Below are 15,032 nucleotides of genomic sequence, written 5' to 3'. Positions count from 1 at the left end.
ACAATATGGCTGCATCCCTGTACGGAACGCCTGACATCGGGTAATCCGGCAAAGAATAATCCCAGCGACACCACGCTGAAAAGGCGACAGAGAAGTACCAGGGTAATGGTATAAAAATCATTCAGATAATCACGCAGCCACGCAGATCCTGCCGCAGTTTCAACACCATTTACCCACCCCAGGTCCGCACTGATGCGCGGGTCAGTCTTATCTTACGGAAACACATCAATGATTTGCGTGCAGTTCCTGCCCCTGTGCCATCGCTTATTTTTTCGCATAGCAGAGGAACCGCCACCGCTGTCACGGCACTCAATAGAGGCTTTGGCATGGCACGCATCAGGTGCTTCGTCCGCAGGGTAAATTTTCATTAATTCACAGAGGAAGATGGTATGAGTCTGAATACGAGTCCGCTGGGAGCGACCACGTTGCAAATCAACATCGGTGGTACAAGTGGTAGCAACGGGTTGCTGGGTACAAGTTTGCAGAATGCAGGTTTAAGCTCGAACTCTTCACTGGGTCTGGGCGGTAACAGCCAGAATGACACCATCAATCAGCTGGCAGGTATGCTTACCGGCATGATGATGATGATGAGCATCATGGGCGGCGGCGGTCTGAGCAGCCTGCTGGGCAATGGCTCTGGTAGCAGTTCAAATGGCGGTCTGGGCGGTGGTTTCGGCGGCGGTCTGGGTGGTGGTCTCGGTGGTCTGGGCGGCGGTCTGGGTAGCGTTGCCGGTGGTAAGCTGGGCAGCACGCTGGGTGGTGGTTTAGGCACCGTTGCTGGCGGCGCGCTGGGTGGTCCTTTGGGCGCGACCGCGGGTGGATCGCTCGGCTCAACGCTGGGTGGCACCGCAGGATCAACGCTGGGCGGCAACACCGGATCGACGCTGGGTTCTTCACTGGACCAGGCGCTGGGTCTGGATCCAACCACCTATGGTGACAGCTCTACTTCTGGTTCTGACTCCAGTTCTGGCATGAGCCCGATGGAACAGTTGATGAAAATCTTCGCTGAAATCATGCAAAGCATGTTTGGCGATCAGGATGGCTCATCATCGGGCAGCAGCACCGGCAGCCAGCCAACTAAGGATGAACAAAATGCCTATAACAAAGGCGTTACCGATGCACTGACTGCCCTGATGGGTGGCGGCCTGAGCCAGAGCCTGGGTAACAGTCTGGGCGGCGGCAGCGGTCTGGGTGGCGGTACTGGCCTGGGCGGCGGTAGCGGTCTGGGCGGTGGCACTGGCCTGGGTGGTGGTTCAGGTCTGGGCGGTGGTCTGGGTGGCGGTAACGGTCTTGGCGGCAAGAGCCTGCAAAACCTGAGCGGTCCGGCTGACTTCCAGCAGCTGGGCAATGCGGTAGGAACCGGTGTCGGCATGAAAGCGGGTATCGAAGCGCTGAACAACATCGGTACGCACAGCGACAGCAGCACCCGCTCTTTCGTTAACAAAGAAGATCGTGGAATGGCGAAGGAAGTTGGTCAGTTTATGGACCAGTATCCTGAAACCTTCGGTAAACCTCAGTACCAGAAAAGTGCCGGTTCAGAAGCCAAAACCGACACCAAATCCTGGGCAGAAGCACTGAGCAAGCCAGATGATGACGGTATGACGCCATCCAGCATGGACCAGTTCAGCAAAGCCAAAGGCATGATCAAAAGTGCGATGGCGGGCGATACCGGCAACACCAACCTCCAGGCACGCGGTGCAGGAGGTTCGTCGCTGGGTATTGATGCAATGCTGGCCGGTGATGCCATCAACAATATGGCACTGGGCAAACTGAGCGCGGCATAAGTTGTCGCAGGGCGGGCAGGTACGCCTGTCCGCCTCCCTTATTGGGTTAACGGCTGTAACGCTCCAGCTGCGTCCCGGACATCGTCCCTCAGTGGTTTGTTTTGAGTCAGCACTTCCCCGCATGATGGAGTCGATGGCGGTAGGCATAAAGAACGGCCCTGAAGGGGACAAAGTCGAGATGATATCTGATATTACGCAGGACTCAGAGTGGGACAGTGCCATGTTTGCACTGAGTAATGCCCGAAATCCTTTAAGCACCATGATGAGTACACCTTCCGCCGTAGTTCCTCAAACATACGCAATCCAAAACCCGTGTTGAGAATGGTCAGCATCAGAACTCGATTGTCTCAAAAGACAAAGGCGGCCTGCATGCGGAAACCCTTAAGCACCGTAATCTGGCCTGGCGTGCACAGCGCTATAACAAAGCTTACAGCACCTCAATTGAAGGCTTCCGCTTTCAGGAGATAGCGCGTGCCGGCGAGTTTCTGGCGGCGCAAAGAGGCAAAAAGTAGTGGTAGACAGTCAGACGTCCTGACTTTTGCTGTAAAAAAAAGCACCGGAGTAACGCCCGGTGCTTTTTTATTTGCGCATCAATAATGCCAGTGCGTGGGCTCCCGGCCGACGCACTGGCACAATTACATCCTGCTGCGCGCCTGTTCTAACTGTTGCAGCTCCAGCAGCCGGTCGGCCAGATAACGGGTTACCCACCACGCGGTCTGGCCCACGTCCGTGGCAGTGCCTTGCTCACCGTGCAGAAAATCGGTGTGCAGACTGTCAACAAACGCGCTCAGCTCAAAGCGGCCCTGGCGTTGCGGCGTCGGACGACTCAACACCTGATGCAGTCGCTCTTTCACCTGGGCAATCGCCAGTTGAAAGGCCTGATACTGCGCCGGAGTAAGACGCTGCTGATTCTCCACCACGTCCACCCAGCGGGTGACCGGGGGGTGCTGTTGAGAGGTCATCATGATGCCACCGCTGTCAGTTTGGCGGACGCCGGAACTTTGTAGTGGTTTTCAACGTTGTCCAGCGAGACATCACTGGTATTGACTTTCAGCCCTTCGCTGTCGCTTTTCACAAAGGAGAACTTGCCGTTCTGCGCGCTGATATGGCTCAGATTCAGATCCCAGTCGCCCTGCTGGCCGCCGTTAGTACGCACGAACGTGCCAAAGTCTTTCGCTTTCACATTGTTAACGGTCAGGTCGGTATCCGCATTCAGTTGCAGAATCTTATCTGAAGCGTTCTGGAAGGTGCTGTTGCTGATTTCAACGTTGGATTTCTTGCCCTCTTTATTGGCCTTCACGGTAATCGCATCCTCGCCAACATTGGTGACATGCAGATTATCGATTTTGGCATCACCGTACAGATGAATACCATCTGCGCCGTTATCACCAATCACCACGTTTTTCAGGCTGGCACCGTCTTCCAGTTTGAACAACGGTTTCTGGCTTTCGGACTGGGTGCCATCGCCCAGTTCTTTCCCGGCGGTGAAGGTCTGCCCTTTACCATCAAATACCTGGCCCGCTTTAACCACAATGGTGTCGTGTACCACATTAGGATTAGCGCTGGCGGTCGGGAAACCGACATCCTGCGCCGCGCCGGTGCCTGCGCTACCCAGCGGATCGGCCTGATCGCTGACCGGGGTGTGCGTGGTGGAACCCACCGCAGGATTGCCGGAAAGCAGTGAAGTGCCACCCTGACCGCTGGAAACCGGTGAGGTGCTGGGAGAGAATCCGCCGCCGAGAGAAGAACCGCCGCCCAAAGAAGAACCCCCGCCAGCGCCGCCGGTCAGTGAACCGCCGCCAAAGGGAGAACCGCCGCCGCTCAGCGAGCCACCGCCGAGAGAAGAACCGCCGCCTGAGCCATCGGCAAGTGAAGTACCGCTAAAAGGAGAGCTGCCGCCCGATCCTCCACCACCCGAGCCATCCGCCCCCGAGGTGCCGCCGCCGGAAGAAGACGAATCGTCACTGCCGTCCGGCTGCCCGAACTGACCGTTCAGCCCGTCCATCATCTGAGCGATAAGCTTCAGTAACGCTTTCAGTAACGGATTATCACTGATATTACCGCCGCCCTGACCGTCAGAACTGAGGCTCTGATCCAGTCCGTTGCTGCTCATATCATTCAGCGTTGACTGGCTGTCATCCTGTGATGTGCCGCTGACGCTGCCATTCTGGCCCGACAGGCCACCAGCGCCACCCAGGCCGGAGAGCAGACTGTTGCCCGATGCGCCACTGGTTCCGCCGGTGTTGCCCAGCCCGGATATCGGACTGGTCCCATTAGCATCACTGGAGGAATCACCGCTCTGGGAGGTGAGCAGGGGCTTTAACAGCTCCGCCAACAGCTGAGCCATCTGTTCAATGGTTTGTTGATCAAAGGGCTGCTGGCCCAGCGAGGAATTTGTGTTGTTACCGGTGGAAAGCCCGTTGTTCTCTCCGGGCTGAAAATGCCCCAGCGAGTTCGGGATAGTAATGCTAAGTGTAAGACCTGACATAGATTTTCCCCTTATTGAAGGTTAACTACCCGAGAACATGCAGCGTCGGCTGCAAGGGGTGAGTGGGAGGAGCGTCTCTGGGGTTCCTCATTTTGTGCGGTTAAGGCAGACTTTTTTTGCCTCTGGCGGGAACCTTTGGCTTTAGCTCGCTACATAATTTTCATTAATGTTTTACGCGGGATGTTGGACGGGGGCAGGTCATGAAGTTGAGATTGCATGGAACTGATCAGAAAGCCGTAGTACAGAACGTTGAGCAGAAAAAAACCGGAAAGGGGGCCGCGCTGCAACAGGGCAGCAGCAGCAGTGCGCCGCAGGCCGCTGCCGGGTCGCTGGCGAGCGATGGTAAAAATCGTGGAAAGTTGCCCGATGTCCATCAGCAACCCGCAGGACAGGATGGCAAAAGCGCCGGTCGCCAGCAGAAAAAATCGTTCAGTCTGAAAAGCATGTTCGGGTTTAAAAAGTCCGAAAGAACCTCAGCACAGACCGCCACCTCCAGCGCGGCAGCGCCTGAAGCTGGCCGCACCCGACGTCCCACCCTGGGGGATTTACTGGCAGAGCCTCAGGCAGAAGATGAGCCAGAAACCGCCGCGCCGCCCGCCGCCGCGCGTCTGACCCGCTCCGATGGTGTGAAACGCCACAGCCTGGGGGATATGAACGGTCGGCCGATGGTAAAAGAGGGCCACAGCGACAGCGTGCCGACGCATCTGAAGCACCAACAGTTGCAAAACTTCAGCCAGATGCGCCAGAACATGCTGAGCAGAATCAACCAGCCTTCTTCCACCACGGCCAGCCAGACGCCGGTCAATATCCCTGGCAGCCACCACGAGATTGAAGAAGAGCCGCTTTCCCCGCCTGCCACGGCACATATCCCCGGCAGTCATCACGAAATTGAAGAAGAACCGCTTTCCCCTCCGACTACGGCCCATATTCCCGGTAGTCACCATGAAATCGAAGAGCTGCCACCCACGCCGCCAGGCAGTCCCGAAACAACGCACGGTGCGGGTGAAACGCACGGCCATGGTCACCACCAGCAGATCGAAGCGCATCAGCCTGCTGCCGCCACCTCTTCCGGCACCTCAGAAATTACCGAGGAAGATGACGACAGCGAGTTTGAGCAACTGAATCAACAGCGACTGGCGCGCGAGCGGGAAAACCCCACGCAGCCGCCAAGACTGGGCGAAGCGACCCCCATTACCCGCAAATTCCAGCCGACATTGTCAACGATTGCCGAGAGCATGCTGGAAACGGAAAGCAGCATAAAACCGTCATCCCTTCAGGGAGCGTCGACGCTGTCCACCACGCCGATCGCCCCGCTGGGGATGGCGCTGGCGAACGGTAAATTGCAGCTGGCCTCCAGCAATCCTCCGGCGATCAATACGTTACTGTCACAAACGCTGGGTAAAGAGGATCAGCACTATCTGGCCCATTCGGCCAGCAGCGATGGGCGTCAGCATCTGTTACTGGACAAGCAGGGACGGCTGTTTGATATCAAAAGTCATGAGAGCGGCTACAGCGTGCTGCATAACAGCCAGTCCTCTGCGATCAGGACAAAGCTGGCGCAGGTTGGCGATACGCCGGTCAGTCTGGAGAATAACAACGGCAAAATTCAGATCAGCATCGGGACTGACGGCCAGAATAAACTGAACGTCAATCAGCCGGGCGACGTTCACCGCTCACTGCTGAGCGGCGTCTGGCAGCATCCCGCAGGGGGAGCACAGCCTGCTGGAGAGTCAATTCGTCTGCATGACGATAAGATCCATATTCTCAATCCGGAAATCGGCGTCTGGCAGACCGCCGGTAAAGAGTCGCACGGCCAGCTTTCCCGTCAGGCCGATGGCAAACTCTATGCGGTGCAGGACAGCCGGACATTGCACAACCTGTCCGATAATCACACCTCGGAAAAATTCGTCGATAAGATCAAATCCTTTGCCGTCAGTGAGCATGGGCAGGTGGCCGTCCTGACCGACACTGAGAGCCCGCATCATATCTGTCTGATGCCGTCGTCCAATGCTTCTCCGGAACAGCGTGTCCAGTTCAGTCTGCATCTTGCCGATACCATGCAGATGCTGAAGCGCGGTGAACCGCATCTGGAAACACAATCGATTGGTATCAGCAATGGCAAGCTATACGCCGCCGATAGCGAGGGCAAACTCTACAGCGGCGTACTGTCGCAGGTCAGGGATAACGAGCTGCCGATGAAGAGCATGTCACAAAAGGTGCTCAAACAGCATTTCGGACATGACCACCGTATTGAAGGCTTTTTCACTGACAATCACGGTCAGTTGAATGCGCTGGTGAAAGATAACTTCAGGCAGCAGCACGCCTGCCCGTTGGGCGACGACCACCAGTTCCATGCGGGTTGGAACCTCAGCGACACGCTGGTGATCAACAGTCATCTTGGCCTGCAAAATGTTAACCCGGAGCCGCACCAGATTCTCAATATGGGGCGTGAAGGCAGCCTGACGCTTCAGGAAGGTAAGGTTCACTACTTCGACCAGCTGACCAAAGGCTGGACCGCCGCAGAATCAGACTGTAAGCAGCTGAAAAAAGGGCTGGACGGCGCGGCATATATTCTCAAAGAGGGTGAGGTCAAGCGGCTGGATATTAACCAGAGCACCTCCTCCATCAGTCAGGGCAAAGACAACTTCTTTACGCTGCCGCATGTACGCAACAAGCCGGAGCCGGGAAGCGCACTACAGGGGCTGGATAAAGCCGATAAAGCTCAGGCGATGGCGGTGATTGGGGTGAATAAATACCTGGCGCTGTCGGAAAAAGGCGATATTCGCTCATTTCAGATCAAGCCTGGCACCCAGCAACTGGCGCGGCCGGCGCAAACCCTCAGCCGTGAAGGCATTACCGGCACCCTGAAGGATATTCATGTCGATCACCAGCAGAATCTGTACGCCGTAAACCACGACGGCGAGATTTTCCATCAGCCGCGTGAGCAGTGGCAGAGCGGCGAAGCTGGCGGTAGCTGGCAAAAACTGGCGATGCCGCACAGCGAAAGTGAGCTGGAACGCCTGGAGATGGACCATGAAAACCAGCCGGTCGCCACCATGACCGACGGCACCCTGCATCAGTTGCGGGAGGGTGAGTGGCACGCGCATACCGCACCAGAGCCTGCGCCGCTGGAAGTCGGCCAGCGTGGTTCGGAACAGGTATTTGCCCGCTTAAATCAGGGCCTCAAAGGCCGCCTGATCCCCGGAACCGGCGTGAACATGCAGCTTACCGCGCAGGTCGGTGGGCAGACCGGGATGGAAAACCGCAAAATCGCCAGTAAATTCACCGATCGGGTGCGCGCCTATATTTTCAATCCGACCATGGCGACGCCGCGTCCGATCAAAAATGCGGCCTATAACATGCAGCACAACTGGCAGGGACGGCGTGGTCTGAACTCGGTTTACGAAATGCAGGGCGCACTGATTAAGCAGTTGGAAGCGCACAACGTGCGTAACAGCGGCACGCAAATGGATTTGCACAGCAAAATGGAAGCGCTGGATTTAGGTGAGCATGGTGCGGCCTTGCTGAATGATATGAAGCGGTTCCGTGAAGAGCTGGAGCACAGTGCCGTGCGCTCGGCCACCGAACTGGGACAGCATCAGGGGGTGTTGAAAAGCAACGGCCAGATTAACGAAGAGTTTAAACCTTCAGCCAGCAAGGCGGTGATACAGATCTTTAACGTTAACCGTTCGGGACGCGACCTCAGTAAAGCGTTAGAAAAAGCGGTCAGTTCAGCCGCACCGTCACCAGAAAGTAAGCTGCAAACGCTGCTCAGCCACTTCGTTAAAGCCGGGGTGAACATGAGTCACCAGAAAGGTGACGTGCCGATGGGGCGTCAGCGCGATCCCAACGACGAAACATCCCTCACCAAATCGCGGCTGATTCTGGACACCGTTACCATCGGCGATCTGCATCAGCTGGCGGATAAGGCGGCGCTGGTATCGGGACATCAGCCCGATCCCGGCCAGATCAAGCAGTTGCGTCAGCAGTTCGATACCCTGCGCGAAAAGCAGTATGGCGCTAACCCGATTAAGCAGTTTACCGACATGGGCTTCAGCCATAACGCACCGCTGGAGGCCAATTACGATGCGGTGAAAGCCTTTATCAACGCCTTTAAGAAAGAGCACCATGGCGTCAACCTGACCACCCGTACCGTGCTTGACACCCAGGGCAACGCGCAGCTGGAGAAAAAATTAAAAGACACGCTGTTGTCGCTGGACGGCGGCGAAAGCATGAGTTTCAGCCGCGCCTACGGCGGCGGCCTCAGCACCGCTTTTGTACCGACGCTGAACAAAATCCCGGTGCCGATTGTGCCCGGCGCGGGGATCACCCTGGACAGGGCTTATAACCTGAGCTTTGGCCGTACCAGCGGCGGACTGGATGTCACCTTTGGTCGTGACGGCGGGGCCACCGGCACCATCTCTGTCGCCACCGGCCACGATTTGATGCCCTATATGACCGGCAAAAAAACCACCGCCGAAAACGCCAGCGACTGGCTGAGTAAAAAACATAAGATCAGCCCGGATTTTCGTATCGGCGGCAGCATCAGCAGTAACATCCAGGGAACGCTGCAAAACAGTCTGAATTTCAAACTGACCGAAGATGAACTGCCTGATTTTCTGCATGGCCTGACGCACGGCACGCTGACGCCGACCGAACTGATGAAAAAAGGGATTGAACATCAGATGAAGCAGGGCACCATACTGGTGTTCAACGTCGATACCTCGGCGGCGTTTGACCTGCGTGCCGGGATTAACATCACCAACGACGGCGCAAAACCTGACGGCGTGACCTTCCGTGCCTCCACCGGGATAAGCGGTTCGGCCAACCTGGTGACCGCTAAACGGGAACGCAGTACGCAAAAAGGCGAGTTTGGCAGCACGGTAGCGGCCAGTGACAACCGTGCGACTTTCCTTAACTCGGCCAACGTTGGCGCCAACCTCACCTTGAGTGTGGGGGTTGCCCACGGTTTTACCCGTGATGGCAAGGCGATGGGCAATGCCACTAAAGAGCCGGCTAAATCGGTCGGGACTTTCCCGGCCTTTACCTCCACTAACGTGGCGGTGTCGCTGGCGATGGATAACCGCACCACCCAAAGGATCAGCGTGGAGATGAAACAGGCCGATCCGATCACCAGCAACGATATCAGCGAGCTGACCTCGACACTGGGTAAACATTTCAAGGACAGCGAGAGCACCAAACTGCTGGCCGATCTGAAAAAGCAGGAAAACCCGGATCCGGTAAAACAGCTGAACGATCTGCATCGCCATTTCAGCCGCAGTAACGTGGTCGGTGACGATCGCTATGAGGCAATACGCAACCTGGAACAGCTGACGCTGCGTCAGCGGGCCGCTGAAACTAACGTGATGGGATTAGGCTCGGCCAGGCACAGTACCTCTTACAGCAATCTGTCCCGGCTGGATGAGAACGGCATTGTGGATACCTTGAAGCAGCATTTTCATGCCGCCCTGCCGCCCACTAATGCCACCCGTCTGAGCGCGATGATGGACAACGATCCGGTACTGAAGGGGTTGATCAAACAGTTGCAAAGCACGCCGTTCAGTAGCGCCAGCGTCTCGATGGAGCTGAAGGATGGCCTGCGCGATCAGACCGAAAGAGCCATTCTTGACGGTAAAGTCGGGCGCGAGGAGCTGGGGCTGCTGTTCCAGGATCGTAATAACCTGCGCATCCGCTCGATCAGCGTCAGCCAGAACGTCACCAAAAGCGAAGGATTCAACACGCCGACGCTGTTACTGGGTGCCAGCAACAGCGCGGGCGTCAGTATGGAACGCAATATCGGCACCATTAACTTCAAATACGGTCAGGACCAGGACACGCCACGGCGCTTCACGCTTGAGGGTGAAATTGCTAAAGCCAATCCGGAAGTGGCATCGGCTCTCTCTGAGCTGAGAAAAGAAGGGTTTGAAATGAAAAGCTGACCGCCGTTAATCGTCGTCGGCCAGACCGTTAAACAGAGAATTAAGGAGCGAGAGGATGACAGCATCACAACGGCAGGTGGAAAAATTTTTACAGTACTTCTCAGCGGGCTGCAAAACGCCATTGCATCTGAAGGACGGGGTCTGCGCCTTGTACGATGCTCAGGGGCAGGAAGCCGCGGTGCTGGAGGTGCCGGAACAGAGTGACAGCCTGCTGATTCACTGTCAGTTAACCGAGACCGATCCGCAGTCCTCGCTGACGCTCTATCCGCTGTTGTTGCAGCTGAACTTTGAGATGGCCGCGATGCGGGGCTGCTGGCTGGCGATGGATGAGCAGTACAAAGTGCGTCTCTGCTTCCAGCAGGCGCTGACCCAGCTTGATGAGGCCACCTTCAGCCATGTGGTCAGCGGCTTTATCGAACAGGCGGCTGAAGTGCGCGAGTTTATCGGGCAGATCGGCGGACGCAGCGCGGCCTGAGGCTGTCTGAACAGGCGGAGCGGGGAAAACGATCCCGGCCCCGCCTGTTCAGCGCTGTGGCCTTTCAGCATGCTGGTAATGGCTCACGCCAGGCGCTTTGCCGTGTGCAGCAACAGATTATTCTGCCTTAATATTACTGAAATTAACCGCGGTGTTTCTGCCTGAGTTTTTGGCGACATACAGCGCGCGATCGGCTCTTGATACCAGCGAATCCAGCGTGGTGTTTTTGCTGTAACTCTCTGTCACATAGCCGATACTGATGGTCACGATACCGGTTTCTGAGGCGGTATGGGGTATCGCTGCTGATACGACGGAATCACAGAGTTTGGTGATCTGTTCTTCTGCTTCCCGTTCATTCGAAACGGTTTTTATCAGCGCAAACTCTTCGCCGCCGATTCTGGCGAGAATATCCGTTTCAGCCTCGATATTTTCTGCAAGAATATTGGCGACCATTCTCAGGCATTCATCTCCCTGGGGATGACCGTAGAAGTCATTATATTTTTTGAAAAAGTCAAAATCGATTACTGCCAGCACTATCCGGTCTTTTATCTCGCCCAGTTTTAATAACAAACCTTCGCCCTGATTAAAGAAGTAACGACGGTTGCCGATTTTGGTTAATGGGTCGGTATGAGAAATAACAAACAGCTCCTGATTGGCCTTCTCCAGCTCGCGGGTTCGTTCGTTAATTTTTTCTTCCAGCGATTCCTGCGATTTTTTAACCCTGTCCATCATGTCAATATAGGCATATTGCAGCCGTTCAATCTCATCCTTATGATCTCTTTTACTGGCGAAATGGCTGATTTTTCCTGAAGGCACCACCCTTGAAGAGAGCTCAATCAGGTTATTTAACGGTATGGTTATTTTATTTTTCAACACGCTGGAGAGAATAATCAGCTCCAGTGCCAGGGTGGTCATCGCCAGATAAATAATAACCTTAATATTGAATAATACTTCGGTATACAGCAATGATTTTGGATAATGTACCGCAATGGCCCACGGGGTGGAGGGGATTTGCCCTACCGCAACAATCTCATTTTTTAAATTGAGTAATCTGACTTTGCCTGATTTGTTACTCAGCGTGGCGTTGATAAGTGGATAATAATCCTCAATTTTCAGTGATTTTATTGATGCCGAGCCCTGGCTGGAAAAGATCTCTTTTTGATATTTTTCATCCGATATCAGCTTGCCCTGTGGGGTCACTTCAAAAATAGTGCTGCGGGTGCCTTTGATTTCAGGCTCGGAGGTCCTCTTCATTAAATTGGTTAACAGCAGATCGACGCAGGCCATCATTTTATGCTTCCCATCTGCGGAAGGCGCATCGGGTGTGGCAATGGTGGTCATCCAGGCTTTGTTGGAATAATCGTAATAGATGCTGGTGAAGATAGTATCCTCACCTTTCTGTTTAAAGCCTCTGCTGTAAAATTCGTAGCCAGAGAGGTCCAGCGCATCAGCACCGGAATAGTGAAAGGCTTTGGCAATATCTTCTTTCTGAAAAATAGTAAATCCTTTTTCAGGGACCACGCCGTAAAAATTCAAAAAGCGGTCTTTTAATACCATGCCATATTTGTAGGATAATAAATAGGCCAGCACAAACCGTTTTCGCGTATCTGCATCAGGTTGTATATCCGGTGCATAGGTAGCTGAGGTGCCATAGATATATTGACCGCCGGGTAAAATATGGCCGTCATACATTTTATCATTCTGGGTCCAGGAATTATCTTCGTGTTTAACGAATATCTCCTGGAAATAGTTTTCGTAATTTATAATTTTATTATCTTCATGATATAAATATTTAAATTCTTCGAGGAAGTTTTTTTCCGTCTGAATAATTTCCTGAAAAGGAAGGCTTTCGCGGAAAATCTTCTGCTGAGTCGATATTAACAGCTGGGTCTGGCTGGATTTAAGAATGGTGGAGTAATCAAAATAATAAGAAATCGACCCCACCACCGCCACAACGAGCGTGGTGCGGAGTGCGGCCAGCAGCAGGGCCTGACTGGCTACCGTCTTTCCTTTCAGAAAACTAATCAATTCACTCCCCCTTGCAACATAAAAAACTGACAAAATCGAAATAATTAACGTTAAATCTGGTCAGTAACCATCGTTGAGTTGTTATATCGATTAATTATCGGTCAGGGGCGCTATATCTTTAGCCGGGGTGGCGGTTTGTCGTTGCTGAAAACCGACCGGGTGCCGGGGCGCACTGGCATCATGTTTGCCAGACAGGGGATGCAGACCCCCCACGGCAGGCATTTTATCGTTATGATGCAGAGAGATAATTTCTGTCCCTGCCGGAGCGAAAGGTGTATATCCCTGAAGCAATGAAGATGAAAGATAACGATAAGATTTACCAATATCTTGAGCAAAATGGTTTTGCCATGCTGGTTTCGTCTTCGCTGGCAGCCAGCCACCTGCCTTGTCGCCATCCACTGTTACGGGACGGTGGTGAAACTCACTGACAGCGAGCTGGCAGCCATGATGCAGAAACGGGTTAACCACTATGAGCTGGAGCTGCAACACTATCCGCAGCTGATGCCGGAAGCATTCTGGCAACGGCAGCTGGCGGGCATCGTCGGTTTCAGTCTGGATATCAGCAGGCTCGAGGCAAAGGAGAAGCTGGGACAGTACCGCCCGGTCGCAGACCAGAGAGGGACGCTCAGAGAGCTCTCACCCTGATGCCCAGGCGCTGGCGGAATATATGCTGAAACACGCGAAGGGCACGGAATAGTCGTTGCTTTTACAGCTCCCGGTTTTTTACAGCCGTTTTTTTCCAGCCAGCGACCAGGCAGGTGGCTGTCCGTTGTGCCGAAAAGACGTACCTGATAATTCAGCGCGGGATTGGGGTCGGAAACACTGGCGTAGTGAAAATAACAGCTGTTACTGACAGGTGGCATATTTTTCAGCCATTCCGGGATATAAAAAACATACTCCCGCTTATTCTGTTCCGGGTAATCAGCGCCGCTGGCGAATTCCATCCTGAGATATTGCCAGCGGCAGAAAAGACCCGTCAGGCCACATTCTGTGCCGTTGATTGCCGGAGTCTGAAGCTCAACCGTTCGAAAATGTACGCTGAGTGCAGTTATTAATCAGCCATAACCGATCAATATTGATAAAAAGATGTGTTTTCATATTGTTATGATTACCCGCTTGTGAAGGCATTCAGACGGGTAATTTTCACCTATTACAAAATACCAGCTTTTTTAGAAATTGTAGCCTGGATTTTACTTAGCTGTGATTATTAATTTCTTCTCCGGTCATGGCACCATATTCAAGTAATATATTAATCATTTTTTTATTATCATTGTTTATCGCATTATCTAACATTGTATCACCAGAATTAATTTTCCTGAATACATGGTTCGGTTCCACTAACCCACGTTCTAAAAAATCTTTCAGAATTTTTTCATCCGCATCGCTGTCGCTTAGTGAGTACTCAATATCATAATACATATTTGTCTTTTTTATGAGATCTTCTCGAGTAAAACTGAATTTTGAAAATAATAAATCAATAACATCTTTCCTGGCGTTATTTATAGCAATCCCCATAACTTTACATGCATCATCCTTGTTTTTCATATGTGCTGAGAGAGCCGCAAAATTATATGCTCTGACTGCCTCCTCTGCACTCATTTCACGTAATTTTACTTCTTTAAAATTATCCGTGCTAACCATTCTCGGAACATGGAACTCTGGTTGAAATACAAAATTTAAAATTCTGTCTAAATTTTTGCCGTTCAGGTTTTTGTTCAGGGCAAAATTTTTGAACTCTGTATCATTGCTGTTTCTGAGGAAATCGATGAGGTGCAACCCCAGTCCCAGCCTCATGTCCTTGGTATTAAAAACAGGAATATCTGTTGTACCTTTATTCCCATGAACTAAACGGAAAACTTCTTTTTTTACCCCAGAGAATTGAGCTATGAATTCCTGATGTTCGTGCCTGGATGCATGAGGTACATCGTTATATAAATGATCGGTTAGCGTCAGATACCCATGAGGAAACTGCTCATCTACTATGTAAGCATTAGCTCCAAAATCCAGGGCTTTATGCCGGGTGTTGAGAGGGAGGTTAGCCTTATCATCAGAAAATTCGACACCAAAAAAAACAAAATCATGATTGCTTAAACGTTTTATATCTGATGAGTTCGTATGTTTTTCAGTGCTAATCTGACTAAATAGGTGCGCCTAATACCGCTACACTTTTGCCTGCCCATGTTTCGCCCCGGGGAATGGACTGACGGTTTCCATAAAATGGCTAACCTTCCTCAGCAGTTGCCACATTGTCCGGCACCGATGATTCCGGGTTATTGTGTCGTGCAGTGCCTGCCATAGCCGTTCAACGTGGTTCACCC

The 15,032-nt window shown here is 53.1% G+C and carries 11 protein-coding genes and 1 pseudogene; 7 read left to right on the top strand and 5 right to left on the bottom strand.

Going from position 1 to position 15,032, the window contains the following annotated elements; genetic code table 11:
• Nucleotides 1-389: 389 nt before the first annotated feature.
• The 3 genes from BG55_RS08510 to BG55_RS23580 all read left to right on the top strand — a co-directional run bounded on the left by BG55_RS08510 (nucleotide 390) and on the right by BG55_RS23580 (nucleotide 2,296).
• Nucleotides 390-1,784, top strand: a complete 1,395-nt coding sequence (locus tag BG55_RS08510; RefSeq protein ID WP_034936492.1) for a harpin HrpZ family protein — start codon at nucleotides 390-392, stop codon at nucleotides 1,782-1,784.
• Nucleotides 1,785-1,875: 91 nt separating this feature from the next.
• On the top strand, nucleotides 1,876-2,103 hold the full coding sequence (locus BG55_RS23585) for a hypothetical protein (protein ID WP_478210293.1): 228 nt from the start codon (nucleotides 1,876-1,878) through the stop codon (nucleotides 2,101-2,103).
• A 22-nt stretch (nucleotides 2,104-2,125) separates the two neighbouring features.
• Complete coding sequence (locus BG55_RS23580; protein ID WP_478210294.1) at nucleotides 2,126-2,296, top strand: YopJ family acetyltransferase; 171 nt, start codon at nucleotides 2,126-2,128, stop codon at nucleotides 2,294-2,296.
• Nucleotides 2,297-2,419: 123 nt separating this feature from the next.
• On the opposite strand, the gene BG55_RS08500 is transcribed toward BG55_RS23580, so the two are convergent.
• Both BG55_RS08500 and BG55_RS08495 read right to left on the bottom strand, forming a co-directional pair.
• A complete protein-coding gene (locus BG55_RS08500) occupies nucleotides 2,420-2,749 on the bottom strand; it encodes a DNA-binding protein (protein ID WP_420889613.1) in 330 nt (109 codons plus the stop codon).
• Entirely contained in the window at nucleotides 2,746-4,272 is a 1,527-nt protein-coding gene (locus BG55_RS08495; protein ID WP_034936490.1) for a pectate lyase, read from the bottom strand. Before BG55_RS08495 ends, BG55_RS08500 begins: the two co-directional genes overlap by 4 nt.
• Nucleotides 4,273-4,472: 200 nt before the next feature.
• Between BG55_RS08495 and BG55_RS08490 the strand changes: the two genes are divergently transcribed.
• A complete protein-coding gene (locus BG55_RS08490; protein ID WP_034936488.1) occupies nucleotides 4,473-10,211 on the top strand; it encodes an AvrE-family type 3 secretion system effector in 5,739 nt (1,912 codons plus the stop codon).
• Nucleotides 10,212-10,266: 55 nt separating this feature from the next.
• Nucleotides 10,267-10,686: a type III secretion system chaperone gene (locus BG55_RS08485; protein ID WP_034936486.1), complete on the top strand. Its 420-nt coding sequence runs from the start codon at nucleotides 10,267-10,269 to the stop codon at nucleotides 10,684-10,686.
• Between the two features lie 117 nt (nucleotides 10,687-10,803).
• Here BG55_RS08485 and BG55_RS08480 read toward each other — a convergent pair whose 3' ends face one another.
• Complete coding sequence (locus tag BG55_RS08480) at nucleotides 10,804-12,714, bottom strand: diguanylate cyclase domain-containing protein (RefSeq protein WP_052018755.1); 1,911 nt, start codon at nucleotides 12,712-12,714, stop codon at nucleotides 10,804-10,806.
• A 272-nt stretch (nucleotides 12,715-12,986) separates the two neighbouring features.
• On the opposite strand from BG55_RS08480, the gene BG55_RS22805 reads away from it, so the two are divergent.
• Complete coding sequence (locus BG55_RS22805) at nucleotides 12,987-13,142, top strand: FMN-binding negative transcriptional regulator (protein WP_160170842.1); 156 nt, start codon at nucleotides 12,987-12,989, stop codon at nucleotides 13,140-13,142.
• Nucleotides 13,129-13,359 carry a hypothetical protein gene (locus BG55_RS22510; RefSeq protein ID WP_160170841.1) on the top strand — a complete coding sequence of 77 codons (231 nt, stop codon included), beginning with the start codon at nucleotides 13,129-13,131 and terminating at the stop codon, nucleotides 13,357-13,359. The genes BG55_RS22805 and BG55_RS22510 overlap by 14 nt, the downstream gene beginning before the upstream one ends.
• 549 nt (nucleotides 13,360-13,908) lie before the next feature.
• Here BG55_RS22510 and BG55_RS08465 read toward each other — a convergent pair.
• Both BG55_RS08465 and BG55_RS22505 read right to left on the bottom strand, forming a co-directional pair.
• On the bottom strand, nucleotides 13,909-14,814 hold the full coding sequence (locus tag BG55_RS08465; protein WP_071994998.1) for a T3SS effector OspC family protein: 906 nt from the start codon (nucleotides 14,812-14,814) through the stop codon (nucleotides 13,909-13,911).
• Nucleotides 14,815-14,874: 60 nt separating this feature from the next.
• A pseudogene (locus BG55_RS22505) lies at nucleotides 14,875-15,032 on the bottom strand (IS630 family transposase); the annotation flags it as partial.

The sequence above is a fragment of the Erwinia mallotivora genome (assembly GCF_000590885.1).
Lineage (GTDB): Bacteria > Pseudomonadota > Gammaproteobacteria > Enterobacterales > Enterobacteriaceae > Erwinia > Erwinia mallotivora.
Note: the sequence above shows the minus strand (reverse complement) of the source record. Positions and strands in the feature narration are given on the sequence as shown.